The sequence below is a fragment of the Myxococcus sp. RHSTA-1-4 genome, assembly GCF_020037125.1.
Lineage (GTDB): Bacteria > Myxococcota > Myxococcia > Myxococcales > Myxococcaceae > Myxococcus.
In genome coordinates this window covers 20,669-43,169 of record NZ_JAIQDG010000036.1, presented here as the reverse complement: position 1 = coordinate 43,169, position 22,501 = coordinate 20,669, and the positions used below count along the sequence as shown (strand labels likewise).

Genomic DNA, 22,501 nt, shown 5'->3' with positions numbered 1-22,501 from the left:
GTGGCCCCCACCGGACGTCCAGCCGCTGGCACTTCCATGCGATTCCGGGGTGTTGCGAAACCGGGAGCATGCCCAGCGTGAAATCCCATGGCCTCCGCGGACCGCCCCACCCTCGCCCGTGCCCTCCTGCTCGGCTGCCGGGCGGGACTGCTCGTGTTCCTGGTGCTCTACACCCTGTGCGCGGTTCTCAACACGCGGCTGGGCTACCAGGGGAACGAGAGCCGTCTCGTCTCCGACTTCGTGTGGAGCGAGTGGCGCGGGGTGGTGCTGTGGCAGGTGGCGCGCCTCATCGCGGCGTACACGGTGCTGGGGTTGGCGCTGGGCACGCTGCTGGGCGCGGGGCTCTGGGCGGCCGGGGCGGGCCGCCGGGCCGTGTTCCGGGGCACCGCGCTGGCCTGCCTCGCCGTGAGCGTGCTGCTGATGCTGGGGGACCTGGCGCACCACCCCCACCTCTACGCGGCCACGCTGTACGAGCGCTCGGCCCTCACCCGGTGGCTGCTGCTGGCGGTGAGCGGCACCCCGCCCCTGTCCTGGCGCCTGGGCGCGGCGGTGCTGCCCGCACTGGCCGTCCTGCGGCTGCTCGCGCGGATGCCATGGCGCGCACCGGCACTGGCGCTGGGCGGGACGCTGGGGGCGGCGCTGCTGCTCGGCACGGGGACGCTGGTACGGGCCGGGACGCCACCCATCGTGACGGAGAAGCGCCCGGAGCGCCCCCACCTGCTCATCCTCTCCGCGGACGGGCTGCGGCCGGACCACTTCTCCGGCAACGGCTACCCTCGCCCCACCACCCCCAACATCGACCGGCTGTTGCGCGAGGGCAGCCAGTTCCAGGAGACGGTGGTGCAGGTGCCGCGCACCGCGCCCTCGTGGACGACGCTGCTCACCTCGCAGTGGGCCGGTGAGCACCCCATCCGACACACGCTGGTGGGGCGCAAGGCGCGGGAGCAACCGCTCCACACGATGGCGACGGCCTTGAACGACGCGGGCTGGAGCACGGCGGTGGTGGCGGACTACGCGGGCGACCACTTCTCCCGCCTGGACTACGGCTTCCACCGCGTGGAGGCGCCGGACTTCCACTTCCCGGGCCTCATCCGCCAGCGGATGCTCATCACCCACGTGGCCCTGCTGCCGTGGACGGCGCTGGCGCCCGGCCTCTTCCCGGAGCGCGGCCAGTTCCCCGAACTGACCAACCCGGCCCCGCTGCTGGAGCAGGTGCGGCGCACGCTGGACGGCTTCCCGGACGATGCGCCCTTCGCGCTCGTCGTCTTCGGCTCCACACCGCACTTCCCCTATGCCGCGCCCTGGCCCGAGGAGGGCCGCTTCGTCGCGCCCGGTTACACCGGCCCCTGGCGCTTCGGCACCACGCCGCGCCTGGAGGCGCTCCCGGGCGAGGAGTCACCCACCCCCGAGGACGTGCGAGCCCTGGTGGCCAACTACGACGCGGCGGTGCGCGCCTTCGACGGGCTCGTCGGAGACGTGCGCGCGGAACTGGAGCACCGTGGGCTGTGGGACTCCACGCTGGTGGTGGTGCTGGCGGACCACGGCGAGCACCTGGCGGACGAGGGCCGCGGCGTGGGCCATGGAGACCACCTGTGGGGCGGCGCCGCGCTGCGCATCCCCTTCGTGCTCCGGCTCCCGGGGACCGTGGCCGAGGGCCACACGGTGGCCCAGCGTGCCCGTGCCATCGACGTGGCGCCCACGCTGCTGGACCTGCTCGGCGTGCCCGCGCCGGAGTCGTTCCGCGGCCGCTCGCTGGCACCCCTGGTCCACCCGGGCTCGAACGGGGTGACGCTTCCGGACGCGCCCGCGCTCGTGGAGACAGACCTCTGGTTCAGCGACCGGGACGGCCAGCCCTATCAGCGGATGCGCATCCCCTACCCCTGGGTCTACGAGACGGCCACCGTGGAGCCGGAGACGGGGGACATCGCGCTCCGGCCGGAGTGGGAAGCACCGGTGCAGAGGGCCAGGCACCGCGGCCTGTACCTGGGACGCTGGAAGCTGCTGGAGCTGCCCACGCCCCGGGGCCTGAAGGTGGAGCTGTACGACGTGGTGGCGGACCCGGCGGAAGCACATGACGTCAGCGGGGAGCACCCGGAGGTGGTGCGCACCCTTCGCGAAGTGCTGGCCCGCGAGCGGCCGGTGCCCCACCTGCCCCAGCCCCACGGCCGGCGCTGAAAGCCCGGCCCCCTTCACACTTCTTCACGAGCCGTACAGGCGCCCGAAACGGGCGGCCGGCACATTGAGCACCGTCGCCACCGTGGCGAATCCACCCGGGGCCCCGCGGGGGCCCCATCCAGGAGACAGTGCCATGAAGAAGAAGCTCGCCATCGCCGGTTCCGCCGTCCTCGCCGTCCTCCTCCTCAGCGGCTTCGCGTTCCGCGGAGGTCATGGCTGGGGACGCGACCCGGAGCGCATCCGCCAGATGATTACCTGGCGGCTCAACGACAAGCTGGAGGACCTGGACGCCACCGACGCGCAGCGTCAGTCCATCAACGCCGTGAAGGACCGCCTGTTCGACGAGGGCTCGCAGCTCATGCAGGAGCAGCACGCGGCGCGCGCGGAGGCCTTCACCCAGCTCGCGTCGGACACCCCGGACGCCCAGAAGCTCCATGCGCTGGTGGACGCGCGCATCGACGCCATGCGCGCCTTCGCCCACAAGCTGACGGACGCCGCGCTGGAGGTGCACGGCACGCTGACGCCGGAGCAGCGCAAGGAGCTGGCCACCGAGTTCCGCGAGCGCACTGGCATCAAGTGAGCCCTCGCCCCGGGCCCGTCCCGACAGACGGGCCCGCGTGCGTGGGGCACTGAACGCGGCCCCCCTTGTACCCGGGTGGTAATGGGTGGGCGGCGGAGAGGACGACGGCTAGTTTAGGTGCGTGAATTACACCGACTACGCCCAGCGCATCCGCTCCTTCACGACACTCGCGGAGGTGGCCGAATACGGCCGCGTCACCGAGGGTGGCCAGGAATACCCGCTCTTCCGGCTCATCGTCCCCGGAGAGCGTTGGCTGGTCATCACCTCCGGCTTCCACGGAGAGGAGCCCGCCGGCCCGCTGACGCTGGCCGAGCACTTCCCGGAGGTGGTGGCCTACGCCCGCGAGCGCGGCGTGGGCCTGCGCGTCTATCCCTGCATCAACCCCTCCGGCTTCGAGGACGGCACCCGCTACAACCGCGGCGGAGAGAAACCCAACAACGACTTCCTCCGCTACGAGGTGGCGCCGGGCGAGTGGAAGGGCGAGCTGAGCCGCCCGCAGCCCATCCTCCGCTGGGTGCTGTACGACGGGGGGCCCAGGGAGACGCGCGCCGTGCGCGGGGACCTGGCGCGCTTCCCGCCCCCCGCGGCCGCGCTCGACCTCCACCAGGACAACTACCTGGGCGGCGAGGCGACCTACGCGTACACCTTCGGGGACAAGGCCGCCTACCGCCCCCTGGTGGACGCAAGCGCCCGCCACGTCACCGTGGTGCGCAACCAGAAGGTGGACGAGCACAACGTCACGGACGCGGACGGCCTCATCGAGTACCACGACGGCAGCGTCACCGACTGGTACATGCGCCAGGGCGTGCCCTACACGGCGACGCTGGAGACGACCACACCCACGCCGCTGGCCAGGTGCCACGCGGTGAACCTCATCTGGATTCGCGGCTTCATCGACCTGGCCGCGCGCGGAGGCCGGTGACGCTCAGGGGTCGTCGTCCTCGCCACCGTCGCCATCGGGCACGAGGATGACGGAGCGCACCAGCTCCTCGCCCTCCCGGAGGCAGACGTCCTCCTTCACCTCGTCCACCTCGTCCGCATCCACCTTCAGCTCATAACAGCCGGAGGGCAGCGGGCCCACGCGCACCTCTCCGCTCGTCGCGTCCACCTCGATTTCGTCCAGCACCGTGCCGTCCACCTCCACCTCGGCGCGGGAGGGCACGCCGCCCTGGCCGTCCGACACCCGCACGGTGATGAAGGCCCCCGGCGGCGCCTGGATGTCGCCCACGTCGACGATGCGGGCCCCCTGGGCCACCACCGCCGAGCGGACCGCGCGCGTGCGCGAGGCCACCACGAACAGCTCCACGGAGGTGGCGGGCACGCCGGCCAGCTCGAAGCGCCCGTCCTGCGACACCCCGGCGCGCAGCTCGGGCCGGCCCAGCACGCTCACCATCGCCACGTCGGGCTCCGCGTCGACGATGCGCCCGCGCACCGTGCCGGACCCCAGCGGCCCGTTCTCGAAGCCGCCACAGCCCGCCACCGCCAGCCCCAGCAACCCGAGGGCCATCCTGCTTCCTGGAGTGCGCATCAGAACCGATACCCTCCGCCCAGCATCAAGCCGCCGAAGCCCACCATGCGCGTCCGCCCGTCCACCGGCACGTACGCCCACAGCAACTGCGCCTTCGCGTCCAGGACGAACGCCGGACTGAAGCGCCAGGACAGACCCGCCATCCAGCCGGGCCACACCGTGACGTAGCGTTCATCCCGGCTCAACAGGTCCAACTGGAAGGAGCGCTGCAACCACAGACCGGCCACTCGCGGACCGGTGGAGAGGCCCAGGGGCCCCCACCACCACGTGGGCCCCACCGCCGCGCCCACCAGCAGCGTGCGGTGGCGCACCGGCACCACACCTCCCAGCTCCAGCTGGAGTGACTGCCGCCCCTGCCCGCCCGCCACGTCCACCCAGACGTCCAGCCGCCGCTCCAGCAACACCCCGTCCAGGCGCAGGCCCACGCCCGCGAGCACGGAGGCCGGCAGCACCTGCTCGCGGCTGCGCGCGTCGAGGAACCCCAGCGCGCCCGCCTCCAGCGCCACGGTGCGCCGGGGCCCTTCCGAGGCGCGGCGCACGAGCGACTCCAGCTCCCGGCGCTCTCCCGCCTCCAGCGCCACGGTGTCCTCCCACAGCACCCGCCCGCCCTTGCGCAATTCCAGCCGGCGCTTGCCCTCCGGCACCACCACGCCGCCGGGCAGCTCACCCGCGGCCTGGCCGTCCACCTTGAGCGTGAAGCCCTCCAGGCGCGCGCTGTAGGAGAAGACCTCGGGCTGGCCGGGCCGCTCCAGCGCGCCCGCGAGCAGCACCGGGTCCGCGCCCACCTCCAGAATCTGCGCGCTCGGCCGCTGGCGCCCGTTCGTATAGGCCCACGTGTGGCGGCGGGCCCAGTCGTGCGCCTCGGTGGCGCTCACCGCGCCGTCCCGGTTGCGGTCTCCCCGGCCGTCGAGCGCCTGGATGAGGAAGTGCGTGTAGATGTCGTTGGCCAGCGCGTCGTCCTCGCGCGCGGCCTCGCCCCAGTCGCTGGCGGACAGGACGATGGACGCGCGGCTGGCGGCCTCCAATGGCCGTGGCGCGAAGGCGGACTTGGTACGCGCCAGCTCGTGGCGCACATCCGGAGGCAGCAGCGACTTGCCGGTGCCGCTGTGACAGGTGGCGAGCACCAGCACGCGGCGGCGCGAGCCCAGCCGCTCCAACGCCCGCTCCAGCGCGGCCATCTCCAGCCCGGTGCCGGGCACGTCGCGGAAGGAGGTGTCGTGCGTCACCAGGTAGCGCTGCAGCTCGCCCGTCTCGTCACGCGCCAGCGTGCCGTGGGCGGAGACGTAGACGACCACCACGTCCTGCGGGCGCCAGGGCCGGGCCTCCAGCGCCTTCAGCGCGTTCAGCACCGACTGGCGTGTCGTCTGCTCCGGCCGGGCCAGCACCGTCACCGACTTGAAGCCGCCGCGCACCGGGTCCGCCAGCACGCGCCCCAGGTCCTCCGCGTCCTTGCCCGCGTAGAGCAGCCGGTTCCAGGCGGAGTCCGCATACTCCGGGATGCCGATGAGCAGCGCGTGCCGCTCGCCCGCCTGCGCGGAGACCAGCGCCTCCTCCTCCATCCGCACACGAACGACGCGGCCCTTCTCCCCCGACTCCGCCGTACGGCAGGCGGAGAGGGCGAGGACCCCGAGCATCAACGGAATGAGCAGCAGGCGGGACAGACGGACCTCCTCAGGGCGCAGCATGCCCCGGATCCACGCGCAGGTGCAGCCGTGCCCGCACCGCGTCCGGTGGGACGGCCCCCTGCCCGGCCGCCTGCTCCACGGCCTCCCGCGAACCGGGGCCCTTCGGCCAGGCCACCAGCACCAGCGTCACGGGGCCCTGCTCGCCTTCGAGCGAGACGCCGGCCAGGTCCGCGCCCTCGCGCAGGGGGTTCGTTCCCGGCTCCAGCTCGTAGCGGCCCAGCACCTGCGTGGGCAGCCCCGGTGCTTCGCGCAGCAGCAGCGCGTCGGCGGCCTCGCTGGAATGGTAGTGCAGCAGCACCACCGCCTCGGGCGGCAGCACCGTGTCGTCGCGCACGGGAGGCGTCTCGCCGTTCGGCAGCTTCGCCATCGCCGCCAGCTCCAGCACCAGCGGCACGGTGCCCTTGATGCGCTGCGAGGGCGTGGTCTCCGTCCTCATCACCTGGGGCAGCACCAGGACGGCGAGGCCCGCGGCGACCGCCGCCGCCACCGCCCCGGCCAGCCAGGCGCGCCTCGGCGCTCCCAGGCGGCGGCGCAGACGCGCCCAGCCCACCGCGTCCTCACGAGCGGGGCCCGCGGCCTCGCCGAGCGCCTCGTCCGCCAGCGCCTCCAGTCCGAGGGCGTCCTCCTCCTGCTCCGCCGCGAGGAACTCCTCACACACGTCGCAGGGAGCCGCGAGGTGCCTGGCGAAGTACGCCACCGCCTCCGGCTCCTTCCTTTGCAGCGCGCGCCAGCCTTCCGCGTCCAGGTGCCTGCCGGTGTCGGCCATGGTCACTCCACCTCCGCGGCCAGCAGCCGCGCCAGCAACTCCCGCTTCACCCGGGCCCGGAAGCGCTCCAGCCGCATCGTCACCGCGCTCTTGCCCAGCCCCAGGCGTTCGGCGATCTCCCGCGCGCTCAGCTCACCCTCCAGGTAGAACAGGCGGGCCGTCTCCTTCTCGGGGCCCTCGGGCAGCTCCTCGATGAGCGCGCGCACCACGGCCACCCGCCGCTCCACCCCGAGCGAGGGTGGCACGGCGGGAGCGATGTCCTCCACCTCCCGCGACAGGTGCTCCGCGGCGAGGGCCCGCACGCGCTCGCCACGGCTGAGCGCCAGCGCGTGGTTGCGGGCAATGGTCACCAGCCAGCGGCTGAAGGCCCGCGGGTGCTGCAACCGGGGCAGCTCGCGGAAGGCCCGGGCGAACGTCTCCTGGACGACGTCCTCCACCTCGGCCGGCCCCAGTCCCGAGAAGCCGAACGCCACGCGGCGCACCGAGCCGTGGAAGCGCTGGTAGAGCTGACGGCACGCGTCCTGCTCGCCCCGCGCCGCGCGCTGGATGCAGACGGCGACTTCCTCCTCCGTCACGGCACCGCCTCCCCGCCCGCGCCACCCCGTCCCGGTGCCCGGTCTCCGGAGGTACCGGCGTGCAGTCCCTCCCGCGGGCGCTTCCAGGGGCCAGCGGGACACCCGCAGGCGTGCCCGTCCGCCAGCGGCCGCTCGCGACCGGGCGTAGGGATGCCCCTGGCGGGACAGCCCCTCGAAGACGCCTGTGCGGGAGTGTGGAACCAAGCCATGTCTCCTCATTGAGTACCCCGCCGCATGGGAAGGAGTCACGAGGCCCTTTTCGGCCACACGCCCCAGGTGCGAATGGACCTCACACCTGGACAGCCGGGGCGAGGAGCCCCGGAGAAAAGGCGGGGCTGTGGCCGATTTTCGCGTCCGGGCTCCTTCTTTTTCGAAAGGGCCAGTGCCGCGGCGACGGGCCGGAAGGTGCCGCGGACCGGAGAGCCCCTCACATCAGGAGACGAAAGCCATGCGTCGTTACTTGGGAATGTGCGCGTCCGTCATGTTGCTGTCCGCCTGCAGTGGCAACGAGCCCGCCGCGGTGGGGCTGAGCACGCGGGTGGGTGCCGCGAAGAGCGGCGCCGCGGTCCCCGGCCAGACCGCGCAGCGGCTGGAGACGTCCAACGGCATCACCGTCGAGAGGATCCGGCTCTCCGTGAAGGAGCTCGACCTCGAGCTCGAGGGCGATGACGACGACGATGGCCTCTCGGGAGAGAGCGGCTCCAGCGACACGGAGGCGGCGGACGACCACGACGAGAGGGAGACGGGCCCCTTCATCATCGACCTGTCCGGCCAGGAGCTGGAGGGCAAGGTGGTGCAGCTGAGCAACGTGCAGGTCGAGCCGGGCATCTACGACGAAATCGAGTTCGGCATCGAGAAGGTGTCCATCGAGGACGCGGGCGACGACGCGGGGCTGAAGGAGATGGCCCAGCAAGAGGCCTCCGTCATCATCGACGGCCGCATCGACGGGCAGCCCTTCAGCTTCGTCTCCAGCCTGACGGTGGAGCAGGAGCGCGAGGCCCGCTTCGAGGTGAAGGCCGAGGACGGGCAGAACGTCACCATCAACATCGACCCCAGCACCTGGTTCACCGGCCCCGACGGCCAGCGGCTGGACCCGCGCGAGGACGAGTCGCGCTCCGCCATCGAGGAGAGCATCAAGAAGTCCATCGACGCCTTCGATGACGATGACCACGACGGCGGCGAGGACCACGACGACGAGGACGACGAGGGCAGCGAGGACTGATTCCCCCCCGGGCGTGAGCAGCGGGCGGTGGCGTGGCGTCGCGGGGCGCCATGCCACCGTCCGCGTGCCATACGGGATGATTTGAGCGGGCGCTTCACACCTGCCGGCGCGCCACCGACCAGATGAAGCCGTCGTACCAGAAGTGCATCAGCGACACGACGAGCGTGAGCGCGTAGAGACTCTCCAGGTCGGGGTCCAGCAGCTCCGCGCCCACGCCATAGGCGATGACCGGCATCAGGAAGAGCGCGAGCGCCAGGCCCGCGCTCCGGCCCCGCACCCGCTCCCGGATGCGCCCCCGCTCCTGGGCCCACACCAGCGCCAGGTACTGCACGGCGTGGGTGAGGTTCATGATGAAGAAGGCCTCGCCCCAGCTGTTGAAGCCCCAGGTGTAGATGGAGCAGGCGCCCGTGGTGACCAGCAGGAACACCTTGTGGAACGAAGGCGGCTGGCCCCGCCTCGCCAGCCGGACCGCCGTCAGCACGTAGAAGGCGAGAAAGACGCTCCCCACGCCCAGCACGCCCAGCGTCCAGGCCCGGTGGGTGGCCGTCATCCGCGCGGGCACGGACGCCAGCCACGGCAGGCCCACGTCGCCGAACACCTCGAAGCTCTGGAAGTGGTCCAGCATCGTGGCGCCCGCGAGGATGGGGCCCGCGTACAGCAGGTGGTTCAGCCAGAAGTCGAGCCGCCGCGCCGACTCGGGAGGGCTGCCCCGGTTGCGGTCGTAGATGCGCGCGAAGCCGAACGTCTGCAGGCCCGAGTGCCAGACGTCCCAGAACGTGGCCAGCACCGTGGCGGCGGCGGCCACCACCACCGAGCCCCGGATGGCGGCCCACGCCAGCACCGGGACGAGCAGGAAGCGCAGCGGGTAGAGCCGGAAGATGGCCGGGTTGCCATGGCTGCGGAAGAACACCGCCACCAGGTGCGCGTGGATGAGGCTGCCCACCAGCAGCCCGGCCCCCGTCTTCTCCTGCCCGAAGAGGCGGAAGGACGCATCGCTGAAGGAGGTGCCCGAGATGGCGATGCCCAGCCCGAGCGCTAGCAGCGGTGGGAGCAGGAAGAAGGCCCAGTCGTAGACGGGGCCCACGATGTACGGCGAGCGCGCCCGCGCCTCGGACACCTCCCGCGCCGGCGCGATGGAGCCGGCGTCCGGGAGCGCCTCGGCCTCAGCGCGCGCCGCCAGCGGCCCGGCCATGCGGTACCTCCTCCACGCGCACCCGCTCTCCCAGCTCCTCCATCAGCGCGCCGAGGAACAGGCTCACCCCGGTCAGCTCCAGCGCCTCCTCCACATGGTCGATGAGCGCGTAGACGAGGTTGTCGTTGCCGTGCCGCTCCGTCCACCAGCCCAGCGGCAGCTCCATGAGGAGCGCGCCGCCCACGTACAGGACTCCGGCCACGAGGAACTGCCCCCGCCGCCGCGGGGGAAGGCGCATGAGGAAGGGCAGGAAGGCGAGCCCACCGAGCGTCACGACGACGGCCGCCGGCACCACCCAGCTGAAGAACAGCACTCCGTCCAGCTCCAGCAGCCCGCCCAGGTGCTCGTGCAGACCCACGGCCTCGTCCAGGGAGATGTACGCGAACGCACAGGCCAGCGCCGTCCAGTGGTGCCTCCCGGCCTCGCCCGCGCGTGAGGTGACACGGGAGATGAGCGCGAGCACCAGCGCGCAGCACAGCAGCAGCCCCGACGCGTACCACGTGGGAAGGTTCCGCTCGTAGCTGAGCGAGACGAAGGCAACGAGCGGCTCGAGCCGCGAGACACCCCACGCATGGTGCACCGTCTCCACTCCCAGTCCCAGAGCCGTCAACAAGCCCGCGGTCGCGAGCAGGCCACGGCGCAGTCTCTGGGGGGAAGGCAGGAGCATCATCGACGAGGCACGAAGGTACCTCAGGCCGCGCCGCGGCGTGCGCGGTTGAGTACGGTGGAAACCCTTCACGAGGACTGTGAGGGAGGAAGACCCGCAGGCTGCCGAGCGGACACTTTCCCGGCCGCGAAGGCAGTGCGCCTCCTCTCCGACACGGCACGTCGCGTAGGGTGCGTGGCCATGATGGAGGCATGGATGTCACGGATGAACCGGATGGGCCTCGTGGGAGCCGCGCTGCTGCTCGCCGCGGGCACGGCCGAGGCGAAGCAGTGGAAGTACGCGGGCATGCACCCGCGGAGTGGGCAGCCGGCGGATGGGCTCTGCCACATCGAAGCCATGCACGTGCACACTGCGGCACCGGTGCAGGCGGACGTGCTCTACCGCACACATGACGGTGCCTATGTCTTCATCGGGGACCCCACGCCCTTCGGCTACGAGGGCCCCCGGCACTCGTACTACGGGCACCACCCGGTGGTCCTCAACGTGCTCATCAACATCGAGGTGGACGTGGACGTGGTGGAGTACTGCTACCACGACGGGCCGCACTACCACGCCTACGAGCCGCCGCCGCGTCAGGAGTTCGTGGAGAAGGAGGACGTCTACTACTACGCGGGCGAGTACCCGGAGGAGTACCGGCGCGAGAGCCCGCAGCTCGTCCGGGTCAACACGGTGTACCGCACGTGGAACCCCACCCGCCCGGTGGTGACGGTGGCCCCGCCGCCCGAGTACCACGGCCCCATCTTCCAGGTGAACGTCAACCTCCCGGTGCCGCGAGTCGAGGTGAACGTGGGCGCCGTTCCGGTCCGGCATGACGTGGTCGTCGTGCACGAGCGCGAAGTGGTGCACGAGCACGACGACCACTGCGAACACCGGAGGCACAAGCACAAGAAGCACAAGCACAAGAAGTTCAAGGGGCGGGACTGAGCATGCGGCGGACGGTATGCGCGCTGGCCGCGCTGCTCGTGGCGGGCTGCTCCAGCGGCCCGGATGACGTGCTCGACGCGTGGAAGGCGGCCGGTGAGTCGCCCTCCGGCTTCAGCGACGTGGGCGAGAAGCTGCCCGGCGGCAAGTGTCACGCGGGCAAGGTGAGCGGCCTGGACGCCACGGTGTGCGTCTTCGACAACGAGGAGAAGGCGAAGGCCGCCGAGGACGCGGGCTGGAAGCTCGTGGGCAACACCGTCGGCTCCTCCGTGGCCTCAGGAAAGACGGTGCTCGTCATCGCCGACCCTCGCAAGGAGGACCCCAGCGGGCGGCGCATCAACACCCTGGTGAAGGCCTACCAGAAGGAAACGCGCTGAGACTTCGCGCCAGATGAGTGGGCCCCGCCAGTGGACGCGCGCTGGCGGGGCCCCTGCACTTCACTTCCTCCAGGCCCGCCTCCGGCGCACGGCCAGGCCCAGGAGCATCAGCACGGCCAGCGGAAGCGGAACGGCGGCGGCGCTGGCGCACCCCGCGCCCCGCTCGTCCACCACCTCGGGCACCTCCGGAGCGGCGTCCACCGGGGGCGTCTCCGGCTGTGCCGTGGCGTCCTCGATGACGCCCGGAGCGCCGTCCCCCTCCGCCGAGGCCGTGCTGTCATTCCCATCACCGGCGGTCAGGACCGCCTCCCTGCTCTCGAACTCGCCCAGCGAGTCCAGGAACGCGGTTGACAGCCCCTGCTCCTCCAGCGGCCTGGAGGGCGTGGAGACCGCGCTCGAGCCAGCGGTGATGGAGTGGTTCAGCACGCGGAAGTCGCTGTCGGCGATGACCGTCCTCACCGAGGCCCGGCCGATGTCGTTGATGGCCGGAGCGCCGGTACGGAAGGCGTAGTTGCTGGCAATCTGGACTTCACTGCCGCCCGGAGGACGGACCCAGACGCTGTAGCGCTGCGCGGCGAGGTCCGCGCGGATGCGTACGTGGTACGTCTGTCCGGAGACCCAGTTCACCCGCGTGAGCGCCGCGTAGCCTCCACCGTTGCGCACGTCGAAGTAGCCGCTGGTGTTCATGCGCACCGTCATGTTCAGGACGGAGTAGCCCGTCACCGCCGTGGAGCTGTCCGTGTAGCCCACCGTGCCGTCCTGCGTGGTGGCGCGTGGGTTGACGTCGAACTCGATGGTACGCACGCCGGTGTTGGAGGAGCCGAGCAGGTGCTGGCTCTGGTAGAAGGACGTCTTCGAGTACCAGGGATACGGCGGCTTCGGGTTGAAGCGCAGCACCGCCTCCAGGAAGTAGTAGTCACCGTAGATGAGGGTGGTGTTGATTTCCCGCCCCGCCGGATGGTTCCCCACGCCGTGCAGCAGCAGGCCCGGGCTGTTGGTGCCGTCCGCGTAGTAGGCCGGCGACACCAGCACGTCGAGCGTGCGCAGCGCCGCGTCCCGGTAGCGCGTCTTGCGGGTGGCGTCCGTCTCCAGGGCGCTCAGCTCCAGCAGCGCGGACGCGACGATGGCGGCGGCCGACGAGTCCTTCTGCTGGCTGGGGGCGTTGAAGTCCCAGTTGGGCACCCTGTCCGCGGGCAGATGGGCCAGGTACCAGTCCGTCACCTTCCGCGCCGCCTCCAGCATCCTCACGTCGCCCGTGTACCGGTACACCATGGTGTAGCCGTAGATGAGCCACGCATGGCCGCGGGCCCACGTGGAGCTGGCCGAGTACCCCTGGTAGGTGCCCCTGGAGCGGATGGCCCCCGTGGTGCGGTTGTAGTCCACGTAATGGAAGGAGCTGCCGTCCGCCCGCACCGCGTCCTGGAGCGTCTTGAGGGCATGGTTGACGGCCATGGTCCGCCACTCCGCGCGCCCGCCGTTCCGCGAGGCCCACAGCAGCAGCTCCAGGTTCATCATGGTGTCGGTGACGAGCGGCACCTGCCAGTCGGAGTTCCAGTCGCAGCAGCTGATGATGCCCACCTGCGAGTTGTAGCGGGACGCGAGCGACTCGGCGGCCGTGAGCAGGACGCCGCGGTAGTACGTGTCACCGGTGAGCCGGTACGCGTTGCCGAAGCTCAGGAAGAGCTTGAAGCCCAGGTCGTGCGTCTGCCGGTTCGTCTTCTGCAGCTCCAGCGCCCGCGTCCAGCGGTCCGCCCGGTCCCTCCAGAGCGGCTCCCCGGCCACCTGGTACATGAACCACATGCTTCCGGGGAAGAAGCCCTGCGTCCACTCGATGAGGTCCGTGTTGGGCTCCCGGCTCCACGTCCCGTCCGGAAGCGCCGCCTTCGGCGACCACGTCGCGTCCGGCATCTCCCGCGTGGTGTCCGCGAGCTGCGTGCGCGCGAAGCCAATCACCCTCACGGCGTCCGCGTCACTGAAGGCCTCCGCGCGGGGCATGACCATCCCCATCAGCAGGCACAGCGCCGCGGCCATTCTCCCCAACCCACGATTTGATGTCATACACAAGCCCTCCCATTCATCCGCCGGCAAGGTGACGGCGTAGACGGAGCGGGGCCAGGGACCCATGCCGTCGCGCCGTCTGGCTGCCCGGTTTGCGAAGCAGCGAGCTGCCCGGATGGCGGCATCACGGCCGGCCCAAAGGCCCACTGCCTGACACTCTCCGGGCCCGGGAAGGCCGTCTCGTCCAGGGCAGGTACGGGATTGCCACGCCCCGTGTCCGCCCTGGCGGTGCCAGCTGGAGGACTACACGCGGAGGCCTACCTCGCGAGGCGCGCACGCGAGGGCATGCCCGTTGCTCTCGCGCCCCCGGCCAACCCGCGGGGAACCAATGCACGAGACAACGATGACCCGCTTCTGGGAGGTGTGGCAGAATCACCGCCCGAAGCTCTTCAAGCTGAGCTTGCACCGCATGGGAGGACATAGGGCCGACGCGGAGGATGCGTTGAGCACGGCCATGCTCCGGGCGCTCGACGCCTTCGAGGAGCAGCAGCACCAGCTGAAGGACGTCGAGGCCTGGCTGGCGCGCATCCTCATCAACGCGTGCACCGACCTCATCCGGTGGAGGCGCCGCAACGCAGTTGCGTCCCAACAGGACGAAGACGCGCCCGGCCCGGGCCTGAAACCGCCAGCCCCCTCTCCCGAACAGGTGCTGCTGGAGCGCGAGCAGACCTCATTGCTGATGCGGCATGTCGAGGCCCTGCCCGCCCCCCTGCGGGGGCCCTGTGTCCTGCGTCTCGAGCAGGACCTGGCCAGCCCGGACATCGCCCAGCGGCTGGGCCTGACGCCCGTCAACGTGCGCCGCCGCCTGAGCTTCGCCTACCAGGAGCTCCGCGTCGCGCTCGACGTCCGCCGGCCCCAGCGCGCCGGCCCGCGCGAGCGGCAGATGACGGCCAGGAGGGCGGCGTGAAACCCCGGCCGTCCCGCCCGCGAGCGCCGCGCCTACCGCGACACGGCCACCACGCGGGACCACAGGGTGAGGAGGTTGCGGACCACCGGCCCTTCGGGCACCTCCGCCGCGGGCGGTACGTCCACCTGGATGCCGTGCGAGGCCAGCCGGGTGAAGGGATTGGCCGCGTCCTGCGTCTTCAGCGGCACCGACGGGTCCGCGGGCCGGAAGCCGAAGGCCAGCGCCCGCTCCTGCACCGGCCGGCTGCGCAGGTAGCGCAGCCACTCCAGCGCCGCCTCCTTCTGCTTCGGCGTCACCCAGGGGCCCTGCAGCACCGCCGCCGGGTGGTCGCTCCACAGCGTGAGCGCCGGGTAGTACACCTTGAGGTTGCCCCACCGGCCCTGCGCGTTCGCAATCTGGGAAATCGCCAGGTTCTCGTACACCACCGCGATGTCGTACCGGGACGGGCCGAAGCGGACCATGTCCGTCATGAAGGTACCGGTGGAGGTCTCGAAGCGGGTGACGCCCTTCTCCAGTTGCGTCACCCACGCCTGGTACTTCGGGTCCAGCAGGTCGCCCACCGTCAGGCCGCTGCGCTTGTCGTAGTACTCCAGCGTCGCCAGCAGCAGCGCCTGCAGCCCCGAGTTGGAGCGCGTCGGGTCCGTGTGGCCCAGCTTCACGAGGCCCCATTCCGGCTTCCCGCCGATGGAGGACCAGCCCTGGTCGCTCGCCACCGCCTTGTGGATGGCCTTCCATGACACGGACCGGCCCTCGTTGGCCTTCTGGAGCACCTCCGCCCGGTCCTCCCACACCACGAAGACCAGCGGTGTAATCACCAGCGGCTGCGGAGCGCCCTCGCCGTCGGTGACGAACAGCGGCCCGCGCGAGGGCTCGGTGGCCCAGTCCGACTCCAGCATCCGCAGCACCGCGCTGTCCGCGGGGCTCCACACCGTGGGCTTCTCGCGGCCATCGAGGATGGCCTGCGCCGCTTCCAGGGAGCCCCGCCCCACGAGGTGGACCTTGATGGCCGGGTTCTCCCGCTGGAACGCCGCCGCGGCGGACTCCACCCAGTCCCTCTTCTCCGTGCTGTAGAGGAAGGAGATTTCCGTCACCTCGGCGGGCGTGGCCCGCGGGCCCCCACGCGAGGCACCGCCGCCCTCCCCCGTGCCGCCGTTGCGGTGGGAGGACAGATAGAGCACCCCAATGACCGCGGCGAGGAACCCGATGATGATGAGGGCCTTGGGCTTCATGTCCCGACTCATACCTCGTGAATGGACTTCAGGGGCTCCTCGAAGGCGCCAGGGCCGGCGTTCATTCCGCCCGGCTCCCCGTCGAGGGGCCGGTGGACTCCCGCGTCTGGTGCCAGACGGCCAGCAGCTTCTCCAGCACGGCCGCGCCGGGGAGCTCCAGCAACGTCTGCGGCTGCTTCGGGTCCACGCCATGCGCGGCGTCCACCGGCGCGGTGATGGCCACGGCCGGGTCCGCGGGACGGAAGCCCAGCGCCAGCGCGCGCTCCTGCGCCGGCCGGGACACGAGGAAGCGCCGGAAGGCCTCCGCCGCCTCCCTCTCCTCGGGGCCCACCCATTCCGCCTCCAGCGTCGTGTACGGGTGGTCCGACCAGAAGGTGCCCTCCACCGGGTAGACGGCCACCAGCGGGAAGGGCGCGCGCGGCGGCTTCGCGTAGGACTCGATGACCAGGTTCTCGTAGAGGACGGCGGCGGAGAGGAAGCCCGGGCCGCGCTCCAGCATCGTGTCCGCGAGGGCGCCGGTGGATTCACCGTCGTGCACCACCGTGCCCTCCATTCGCGTGAGCAGGTCCAGCGTCTCCGGAGACTCCAGGTCCGCCGCGCTCAGCCCGCGCGTCCGGCCCGCGCCCGCGTAGGCCTCCGCCAGCACCGACAGCAGGCCGGAGTTGGAGCGCTCCGGGTCGGTGTGGCCGAGCTTGAAGCGGCCCCACTCGGGGTGGCCGTGGGCGGCCCAGCCCCGCGGGTTGGCGGCCACCTTCATCAGCTCCGCCCAGCCAATGGCCCTGTCCGGCCAGCCGAGCGCCTCCGCCATGGGCTTCCACATGGCGATGACGACGGGGGACAGCAGCACCGGCTCCCCCTGCCCCACCACCGGCTGCGTCCGGCCGGTGGCGCGCGTCCATGCGCTGTTGAGCAGGGGCAGGTACGCGCTGGAGGCGGGGCTGTAGACGTGGGCCTTCAGCCGGCCGGAGACAATCTCCCGCAGCGCCTCGCCGGAGCCCAGGGCCCGGGCGTCGACGCGGATGGGGCGGCCGGACTTCGTGGTGGGACGGCCGGCCTCGAAGGCCCGCGCCTGCTCCTCCAGCCAGGTCTTCTTCTCGCTGCCGTAGGCCACGGTGAGCACCACCGCGTTCCGGGGCCGGCCGGAGGTGGCGCTCCCGGCGCCAGGAGTCCCTCCCCCACCCGAAGGGCCGCCGCACCTGCACGCCGCCAGCAGCGCCAGCGCGAGCCACCCCACATGGAACTTCCACATCGGCAGTCCTCCTCCGCGCCGTCGGTCACCACCTTGAAACGCCCCGACGCCGCGCCACAAGGAGTCCGCCCCTTAACTCACCTCGTCTTTGCAACCCTGTCACAGGCCCGTCACGCAGCGGAGACACCTGTGTGTCACCACGCCCGGATGCTGGGGGCGCGAGCGGCCCGGGCCCCGGTGACTGGCACCCATCGTGATATTTGTTTGCACTCCAACCGGATGGCAGAATCGACCCATGACGGCAATCCTTCGGCGGCTCGTGCTCACGGGCCTGGGGGCGGCGCTCTGCGCCTGTGCGGCGAGGCCCGCGCCTCCCATGAAGAGCTACGTCCTGGGCATGGCCCGAGCGGACTATCGCGACTACGCGGGGGCGAAGGCCAACCCGTGTGACGCGGAGCCACGGTGGCTGGCGGACGAGCTGACGGCGGTCAACAGCCTGCTGGCGCGCTTCCTGCGCGAGACGGAGCGCGCGCACCGTCCGGAGGCTCCGGACCATGCGCAGCAGGCGGCGCTGCTCCAGGAAGCAACGCGAACGCTGCCCCCGGTGCTGGAGGTGCATCGCGGCACGCTCGCGGGCCTGGAGCAGTGTGGCTTCCGCCGCTCCGGAGCCTTTCCGGAAATCGCCCGGCGCGGCGCGGAGCTGCTGGAGGCCTCGCGGACGCGGCTGGCGGAGGCCCCGAAGGCGCTGGAGGCGGCGAAGCGGGGCGAGGCCGTGCGCAAGTGGAAGGAGGAGGCCCCCGCGAGGGAGGCGTCCGCGCGCGGAAACTGGTGCCCGGAGAAGCCCCAGGTGGGACAGGCTGTCGCCTACTACGTGCGCCAGGACGCGGACGGCCGCACCGTGGCGCACTTCTGCGACGGGCACCGGGTGGAGCAGGCCGCGGGCGGCGAACCCCAGCTCATCGAGCCGGAGGGGCTGTCGCGCGCGATGCGCAGGCGCGTCCAGCCGAAGCTCTACCTGGAGGCCGCGGCCAACTTCCCCGCCGAGGAGATGGACCGGCACCCGGACCTCGTCCCCGCGAAGGGGCCCGAGGCCACGGGCACCGCGGCCGGCGGCACCCCCTGAGCACCCGCGTGGCTAGGGGGCGTAGGTGACGACGACGTGGTTGCCCGTCACCATCAGCCGGCGCGGCACGGCGCCATGTCCCTGGATGGTCATGTCGAACACCAGGGGCAGGCGCAGCGCCTTCTTGTTCATCTCGTCCTGGAGGCGGCTCTCCGCGCTGGAGTCGCGCTTCGCCTTGAGGCGGATGTCCGTGGCCCGCGCCCGGGCCACCACGTGGGGCCCGTCCAGCTCCAGCCGCACCTCCAGGTCCGCGATGGCGCCCTTGGTGACGGCCTGCTCGAACTCCTTCACCTGGCCCCTCGCGAAGGAGGGCACGCTGCCGGTGTACTTGATTTTCTCCCCTCGCAGGTGCGCCTTGCAGCGCAGCCGGTTGCGGGAGAGGAACTGAAAGTCGGTCACCCGCTCGACGATGATTTCGCCCTTGAGCTTGCTGTTGAACTCGCGGCCGGACATCCGGTACGGCACCGTCTGCGCGGCCATCCGGTCCAGCGTCTCCGGCGTGAAGTAGAGCGAGAAGGCCCCGCCCGCCTTCGCCGGAGCCTGCATCTCCGCCAGGTACGCGGCGGACGCCTGCACGGCCTGGTCGGCGGCCTGCACCTCGCGGGTGAGCTTCCGGTTCTCGTCCTCCAGCGACTTCGCGCGCACGCGGGGGTCCACGGCACAGCCCCCGAGCAGCACGGCCACCGCGAGCACCGCCCACGGAGAGGCCCCCATCTTTCGCGCGCTCATTGCGGAGTCACCTGGCAGTTGCCCTGCGACACCTTCCAGCCTCCGGTGCTCCGTGCGCTGGAGAAGCTCGGAGCGAGCTGGAAGGCGCGGTGGTTCAGCTTCAGCTTCGAGTGCACCGAGCCCGAGCGCGGCATCCCTCGCGCGGGGGCGCTGGCGGACGTGACACCGGCGCAGTCCAGGCCACGCAGCCCGGCGGAGGCCTCCGCCTGGGTGGTGGCGGCGAAGGACTGCTCGATTTCCGCTTCCTTGCGGCGCAGCTCCTCGCGGAGCTCCTGGTTGCGTGCCTCCAGCTCCTGCACGCGTGCGTCCGCCTCCGTCCCGCCTCCGCGCTTCGCGCCGCTCTCGGAGGCACAGCCCGCCGCCAGCAGCAGGAGCGCCGCCAGCAGTCCTCGTGGGGTGGTGCTCGTCATGCGCCCACGGTAGCACCGGGGCGCGGGCTCACGCCTCCAGGCGGGCCAGCCGCTGGGTGAGGTGCGAATCCCCCCCGGCGTCCACGCCCTTGGCCCAGGCGGCCAGCGAGCCCCCGGCGGAGGACAGGTGCGCCTCCAGGTGCGGACGCAGCTCCTTCCAACGCTTCGCCCAGCCCTCCTCGGACGGGCCACCGCGCAGGCCGGGACGCTCCGCCAGCAGCATGCCCAGGCGCAGCGCCAGCTCCGGCTCGCCCAGCGACGAGGCCTGCTGGGACACGACCGAGGCCGCGGGGACGGCCTGTGCCGCGCGCCGCCAGACCTCGGTGGCGCGCACGAAGGCCGCGACGTCCACCGCGCCCAGCAGCGCCAGCGCGTGGCGCAGCGGCAGGCGGCCTTCCCTGGGGGAGGCCACCACGCGCTCCATCAGCGCGGAGAAGGTGCCCGCCAGCTCCGGGTGCGCAGAGGGGTCCACGCCTCCCAGGGCGAGCAGGGCCCGCCGCGCGCGCCGGGCACGGGAGGTGACCTCCCAGCTCCGCCACCCGAGGCGGGCGCGCAGGCCGGCGAGGGCCTCGGCGGCGGCCTTCACGGCCTCGGGCGTGGGGGTGGCCGGCGGCACGCGGCGGGGCAGCGGGGCCTTCTCGGGAGTGGGCGGAGGCGGCGGGGCGGCGGCTTCTCCGGCACCGGCGGTCACCTCGCGGTAGCCCTCGCGCAGCTTCTCCGCGACCTTCTTCTCGTACTCGCGCCGGGCGGAGGCCTCGTCGGGGAAGTCCTTCTCCTTGCGCTGCCCCGTGGTGCCGATGCGGCCGTACGTGACGATGAAGGTGTTGCCCTTCAGCTCCGGCTCCCAGAACTTGGAGCTGCTGCCCTCGACGAACTCGAACCTGCGCATTGGCGCTTCCTCCTCCGTGCGTCGGCGATGGCCCCCAGGCTAGCGCACACACGCGCTCCGGGTCTCACAGCGTGCGTGGCGAATTCGCCTTGTGCGCTTCCCGCATCTCGCGCAGGCCCGCCTCGCGCGTCATGCGGCCCTCGTAGCCCAGCTCCTGGCGGGCCTTCTGGTCGCTCACCGTCACCTCGCGCCCCACCAGCAGCAGCTCGGTGCGCGTGAGCGGCGGGCGCCCGGGCAGCCCGAGCGTGCCCCACGCCAGGTCGCCCAGGGTGGCCAGGGCCGCGGCCAGGCCGTACGGCATCGTGCGCGTGCCCGGGTCCACGCCCTGCGTCTGGAGCATCTCGGTGATGAAGTCCCGGAACACCACCGGCTCGCCGTCGGTGAGGAAGTACGCCTCGCCACCCCGGCCCTTCTCCGCCGCGAGCAGCGTCCCCTCCACGCAGTTGGCCACGTGGCACGTGGAGGTGAGGTAGCGCCCTCCGCCGAACCACCGGAAGCGGCCCGCCTTCACCGCCTCGACGATGGCAGGCAGCAGCGACGTGTCGCCCGCCCCCCAGATGAAGCGAGGGCGCACCGCCACGGTGGTGAGCTCCGCGGAGTTCACGCTCATCACCCGCTTCTCCGCCTCGGCCTTCGTGGAGGCGTAGTTGCCGATGGGGCGCTCCGGCACGGGCCACGTCTCGTTGACCTGCACCATCGGCGAGCCGTCCACCAGCACCGCCTCCGTGCTGATGTGCACCAGCCGCTTCACGCCCGCCGAGCGCGCCGCCTCCAGCACGTGCTCCGTGCCCCGCACGTTGGCCGCGTAGAACTCCGCGCGAGGCCCCCAGGCCTTCACGTTCGCCGCGGAGTGGAAGACGGTGTCACAGCCCTCCATGCCCGGCTTCAGCCGGTCCGCGTCGGACAGGTCTCCCTCGAAGGGCTCGGCGCCGGCCTCGGCCACGGCCTTCACGGCCGAGGGAGAGCGCGCCAGCGCGCGCACCGAGTGCCCCTGCGCCTTCAGCGCGGCGATGAGGTTCCTGCCCACGAAGCCCGACCCCCCGGTGACGAATGCCCGCATGGACTGCTCCCCTGTCTTGAGGTCCGGCGCTCCTACCACCACCCGTGTCCCGCCGGATAGCCGGGAAGCGCCCCGTGCCTGGCCCGATTGCCTCCGCCTCCCGCTCATCCGAGACTCGCCTCGGCGATGCGCCCCTGGGTGCCTGGAGGAACACACGTGGTGGATGAAGAGCTCTCCCTGGTCGGCCTGACGGAGGACATGCACGTCAACGCCGTCCTCTACGGCTTCATCGGCCTGTGCCAGATGGTCTTCCCGGGCCGTCTCCGGTCCGTCTACCTGCTGGGCAGCCACGCGACGAGCGAGGCCGTGGAGGACAGCGACATCGACCTGGTGCTGGTCTTCAAGGAGCGCTTCCAGGAGGGGGAGAAGGAGCGCGCCGAGCGCCTCCGCCACTATGTCGGGCCACTGGCCCGGTTCCCCCTGGACCTGAGCGCGGTGGAAGAGGCGCGGCTGCTGGAGCAAGGAGAGGTCAACCTGAAGCTGTCCTCCGTGCTGCTGGCGGGAGAGGACCTCCGGGAGCGAATCCCCCTGATGCCGATGGACCGGTGGCTGCGCTACTGCATGCACCGGCCCTACATGTTCATCGAGCGCGCCCGCGCCCGGGCCGAGGGCGAGCCGCTGCGCTACCCGCTCGGCTACCCGGACCCGCGCGGTGAGCTGTACGGCTACGACCACCGCGAGGCGATGGACGCCCGGGGCCAGCTCCACCGGGGATTCAAGGAGCTCGTCACCCTCGCCTGCCGGCTCGCGACGGTGGAAGTGGCGAGCAAGGCCGGAAGGCACACGTCCTCCAAGCAGGACGCCATCGAGGCGCACCGCCAGCACGTGAATGACGCGTGGACGCCCCTGTTCATGGACATCTACGAGTGCCGCAAGCGCTGGGGCTACCGCGTGCCGGAGGCGCCCGCGGACCGCGAGCACCTGCGCGCGCTCTGCGCCCGGATGCTGGAGGCGGAGAACCACTTCCTCGCCGGGTACAGGGACTACCTGCTGGCCGAGGTGCGGCGCGGCGAACTGCCGGACCGCCTCCTCGCGGTCCAGCGGCTGGGGGACATCCTCTACCCGGGTGACGAGGTGCCAGCCGCGCTGAAAGCGCTCGAGGACGCGCCGGAGGAGTCTCTGCGCGAGGCCGCGCGTGAGTCGCTTCGCAAGCTGAAGCAGTACGGCGCCAGCCCGGCGTAACGCCGCGGTCCCGGCCTCTCGGCGGCCAGCGACCAGC

Annotated in this window: 22 protein-coding genes; 9 read left to right on the top strand and 13 right to left on the bottom strand. The window is 71.9% G+C overall.

The window, feature by feature from the left end:
* Positions 1–87 precede the first annotated feature (87 nt).
* The 3 genes from K8638_RS35885 (at position 88) to K8638_RS35875 (ending at position 3,677) form a co-directional block, all read left to right on the top strand.
* A complete protein-coding gene (locus K8638_RS35885) occupies positions 88–2,175 on the top strand; it encodes a sulfatase-like hydrolase/transferase (RefSeq protein WP_223759225.1) in 2,088 nt (695 codons plus the stop codon).
* A gap of 133 nt (positions 2,176–2,308) precedes the next feature.
* On the top strand, positions 2,309–2,755 hold the full coding sequence (locus tag K8638_RS35880) for a Spy/CpxP family protein refolding chaperone (RefSeq protein ID WP_223759224.1): 447 nt from the start codon (positions 2,309–2,311) through the stop codon (positions 2,753–2,755).
* Positions 2,756–2,876: 121 nt separating this feature from the next.
* Positions 2,877–3,677 carry a hypothetical protein gene (locus K8638_RS35875; protein ID WP_223759223.1) on the top strand — a complete coding sequence of 267 codons (801 nt, stop codon included), beginning with the start codon at positions 2,877–2,879 and terminating at the stop codon, positions 3,675–3,677.
* 3 nt (positions 3,678–3,680) lie between these two features.
* Here the strand turns inward: K8638_RS35875 and K8638_RS35870 are convergent, their stop codons facing one another.
* Genes K8638_RS35870 through K8638_RS35855 form a run of 4 tightly spaced genes read right to left on the bottom strand, consistent with a single transcriptional unit; the run spans position 3,681 to position 7,309 of the window.
* Complete coding sequence (locus K8638_RS35870; RefSeq protein ID WP_223759222.1) at positions 3,681–4,262, bottom strand: carboxypeptidase regulatory-like domain-containing protein; 582 nt, start codon at positions 4,260–4,262, stop codon at positions 3,681–3,683.
* Between the two features lie 20 nt (positions 4,263–4,282).
* Positions 4,283–5,968, bottom strand: a complete 1,686-nt coding sequence (locus tag K8638_RS35865; protein WP_223759221.1) for a caspase family protein — start codon at positions 5,966–5,968, stop codon at positions 4,283–4,285.
* Positions 5,955–6,734 (bottom strand): hypothetical protein, encoded by a 780-nt coding sequence (locus K8638_RS35860; RefSeq protein WP_223759220.1) that lies wholly within the window; start codon positions 6,732–6,734, stop codon positions 5,955–5,957. Before K8638_RS35860 ends, K8638_RS35865 begins: the two co-directional genes overlap by 14 nt.
* Positions 6,735–6,736: 2 nt before the next feature.
* Complete coding sequence (locus K8638_RS35855; RefSeq protein ID WP_223759219.1) at positions 6,737–7,309, bottom strand: sigma-70 family RNA polymerase sigma factor; 573 nt, start codon at positions 7,307–7,309, stop codon at positions 6,737–6,739.
* Positions 7,310–7,757: 448 nt separating this feature from the next.
* Here K8638_RS35855 and K8638_RS35850 point away from each other — a divergent pair, with 448 nt between their 5' ends.
* Positions 7,758–8,531 carry a hypothetical protein gene (locus K8638_RS35850; RefSeq protein WP_223759218.1) on the top strand — a complete coding sequence of 258 codons (774 nt, stop codon included), beginning with the start codon at positions 7,758–7,760 and terminating at the stop codon, positions 8,529–8,531.
* Positions 8,532–8,625: 94 nt separating this feature from the next.
* Here the strand turns inward: K8638_RS35850 and K8638_RS35845 are convergent, their stop codons facing one another.
* Entirely contained in the window at positions 8,626–9,723 is a 1,098-nt protein-coding gene (locus K8638_RS35845; protein ID WP_223759217.1) for a hypothetical protein, read from the bottom strand.
* Positions 9,695–10,336, bottom strand: coding sequence for a hypothetical protein (locus tag K8638_RS35840; protein WP_223759216.1), 642 nt, complete (start codon positions 10,334–10,336; stop codon positions 9,695–9,697). Before K8638_RS35840 ends, K8638_RS35845 begins: the two co-directional genes overlap by 29 nt.
* A 249-nt stretch (positions 10,337–10,585) precedes the next feature.
* On the opposite strand from K8638_RS35840, the gene K8638_RS35835 reads away from it, so the two are divergent.
* Positions 10,586–11,314 (top strand): hypothetical protein, encoded by a 729-nt coding sequence (locus K8638_RS35835; RefSeq protein WP_223759215.1) that lies wholly within the window; start codon positions 10,586–10,588, stop codon positions 11,312–11,314.
* A gap of 2 nt (positions 11,315–11,316) precedes the next feature.
* Positions 11,317–11,688, top strand: a complete 372-nt coding sequence (locus K8638_RS35830; RefSeq protein WP_223759214.1) for a hypothetical protein — start codon at positions 11,317–11,319, stop codon at positions 11,686–11,688.
* 60 nt (positions 11,689–11,748) lie between these two features.
* Here K8638_RS35830 and K8638_RS35825 read toward each other — a convergent pair whose 3' ends face one another.
* The gene (locus tag K8638_RS35825) at positions 11,749–13,719 is read right to left on the bottom strand and encodes a glycoside hydrolase family 88 protein (RefSeq protein ID WP_223759213.1); all 1,971 of its coding nucleotides are present in this window, start codon (positions 13,717–13,719) and stop codon (positions 11,749–11,751) included.
* A 370-nt stretch (positions 13,720–14,089) separates the two neighbouring features.
* On the opposite strand from K8638_RS35825, the gene K8638_RS35820 reads away from it, so the two are divergent.
* A complete protein-coding gene (locus K8638_RS35820; protein WP_223759212.1) occupies positions 14,090–14,653 on the top strand; it encodes an RNA polymerase sigma factor in 564 nt (187 codons plus the stop codon).
* Between the two features lie 32 nt (positions 14,654–14,685).
* Here K8638_RS35820 and K8638_RS35815 read toward each other — a convergent pair whose 3' ends face one another.
* Together K8638_RS35815 and K8638_RS35810 are read right to left on the bottom strand one after the other, a co-directional pair.
* Positions 14,686–15,882, bottom strand: coding sequence for an extracellular solute-binding protein (locus tag K8638_RS35815; protein ID WP_223759211.1), 1,197 nt, complete (start codon positions 15,880–15,882; stop codon positions 14,686–14,688).
* Between the two features lie 61 nt (positions 15,883–15,943).
* The gene (locus K8638_RS35810) at positions 15,944–17,131 is read right to left on the bottom strand and encodes an extracellular solute-binding protein (protein WP_223759210.1); all 1,188 of its coding nucleotides are present in this window, start codon (positions 17,129–17,131) and stop codon (positions 15,944–15,946) included.
* Positions 17,132–17,366: 235 nt separating this feature from the next.
* Between K8638_RS35810 and K8638_RS35805 the strand changes: the two genes are divergently transcribed.
* Positions 17,367–18,194 (top strand): hypothetical protein, encoded by an 828-nt coding sequence (locus tag K8638_RS35805; RefSeq protein ID WP_223759209.1) that lies wholly within the window; start codon positions 17,367–17,369, stop codon positions 18,192–18,194.
* A gap of 12 nt (positions 18,195–18,206) precedes the next feature.
* Here the strand turns inward: K8638_RS35805 and K8638_RS35800 are convergent, their stop codons facing one another.
* The 4 genes from K8638_RS35800 to K8638_RS35785 form a co-directional block, all read right to left on the bottom strand.
* Complete coding sequence (locus K8638_RS35800) at positions 18,207–18,923, bottom strand: hypothetical protein (protein ID WP_223759208.1); 717 nt, start codon at positions 18,921–18,923, stop codon at positions 18,207–18,209.
* Entirely contained in the window at positions 18,920–19,333 is a 414-nt protein-coding gene (locus K8638_RS35795; protein ID WP_223759207.1) for a hypothetical protein, read from the bottom strand. The genes K8638_RS35800 and K8638_RS35795 overlap by 4 nt, the downstream gene beginning before the upstream one ends.
* 28 nt (positions 19,334–19,361) lie before the next feature.
* On the bottom strand, positions 19,362–20,222 hold the full coding sequence (locus K8638_RS35790; protein ID WP_223759206.1) for a WGR domain-containing protein: 861 nt from the start codon (positions 20,220–20,222) through the stop codon (positions 19,362–19,364).
* A 64-nt stretch (positions 20,223–20,286) separates the two neighbouring features.
* Positions 20,287–21,282: an NAD-dependent epimerase/dehydratase family protein gene (locus tag K8638_RS35785; RefSeq protein WP_223759205.1), complete on the bottom strand. Its 996-nt coding sequence runs from the start codon at positions 21,280–21,282 to the stop codon at positions 20,287–20,289.
* Between the two features lie 156 nt (positions 21,283–21,438).
* Here K8638_RS35785 and K8638_RS35780 point away from each other — a divergent pair, with 156 nt between their 5' ends.
* Positions 21,439–22,464 (top strand): nucleotidyltransferase domain-containing protein, encoded by a 1,026-nt coding sequence (locus tag K8638_RS35780; protein ID WP_223759204.1) that lies wholly within the window; start codon positions 21,439–21,441, stop codon positions 22,462–22,464.
* Positions 22,465–22,501: the final 37 nt, after the last annotated feature.

Bases quoted from the DNA above. Each gene is read 5' to 3' on its own strand.
- K8638_RS35885 (WP_223759225.1), top strand. From the start codon at position 88: ATGGCCTCCGCGGACCGCCCCACCCTCGCCCGTGCCCTCCTGCTCGGC.
- K8638_RS35880 (WP_223759224.1), top strand. From the start codon at position 2,309: ATGAAGAAGAAGCTCGCCATCGCCGGTTCCGCCGTCCTCGCCGTCCTC.
- K8638_RS35870 (WP_223759222.1), bottom strand. From the start codon at position 4,262: ATGGCCCTCGGGTTGCTGGGGCTGGCGGTGGCGGGCTGTGGCGGCTTC.
- K8638_RS35865 (WP_223759221.1), bottom strand. From the start codon at position 5,968: ATGCTGCGCCCTGAGGAGGTCCGTCTGTCCCGCCTGCTGCTCATTCCG.
- K8638_RS35860 (WP_223759220.1), bottom strand. From the start codon at position 6,734: ATGGCCGACACCGGCAGGCACCTGGACGCGGAAGGCTGGCGCGCGCTG.
- K8638_RS35850 (WP_223759218.1), top strand. From the start codon at position 7,758: ATGCGTCGTTACTTGGGAATGTGCGCGTCCGTCATGTTGCTGTCCGCC.
- K8638_RS35845 (WP_223759217.1), bottom strand. From the start codon at position 9,723: ATGGCCGGGCCGCTGGCGGCGCGCGCTGAGGCCGAGGCGCTCCCGGAC.
- K8638_RS35835 (WP_223759215.1), top strand. From the start codon at position 10,586: ATGTCACGGATGAACCGGATGGGCCTCGTGGGAGCCGCGCTGCTGCTC.
- K8638_RS35830 (WP_223759214.1), top strand. From the start codon at position 11,317: ATGCGGCGGACGGTATGCGCGCTGGCCGCGCTGCTCGTGGCGGGCTGC.
- K8638_RS35825 (WP_223759213.1), bottom strand. From the start codon at position 13,719: ATGGCCGCGGCGCTGTGCCTGCTGATGGGGATGGTCATGCCCCGCGCG.
- K8638_RS35820 (WP_223759212.1), top strand. From the start codon at position 14,090: ATGACCCGCTTCTGGGAGGTGTGGCAGAATCACCGCCCGAAGCTCTTC.
- K8638_RS35815 (WP_223759211.1), bottom strand. From the start codon at position 15,882: ATGAAGCCCAAGGCCCTCATCATCATCGGGTTCCTCGCCGCGGTCATT.
- K8638_RS35810 (WP_223759210.1), bottom strand. From the start codon at position 17,131: ATGTGGAAGTTCCATGTGGGGTGGCTCGCGCTGGCGCTGCTGGCGGCG.
- K8638_RS35805 (WP_223759209.1), top strand. From the start codon at position 17,367: ATGACGGCAATCCTTCGGCGGCTCGTGCTCACGGGCCTGGGGGCGGCG.
- K8638_RS35800 (WP_223759208.1), bottom strand. From the start codon at position 18,923: ATGAGCGCGCGAAAGATGGGGGCCTCTCCGTGGGCGGTGCTCGCGGTG.
- K8638_RS35795 (WP_223759207.1), bottom strand. From the start codon at position 19,333: ATGACGAGCACCACCCCACGAGGACTGCTGGCGGCGCTCCTGCTGCTG.
- K8638_RS35790 (WP_223759206.1), bottom strand. From the start codon at position 20,222: ATGCGCAGGTTCGAGTTCGTCGAGGGCAGCAGCTCCAAGTTCTGGGAG.
- K8638_RS35785 (WP_223759205.1), bottom strand. From the start codon at position 21,282: ATGCGGGCATTCGTCACCGGGGGGTCGGGCTTCGTGGGCAGGAACCTC.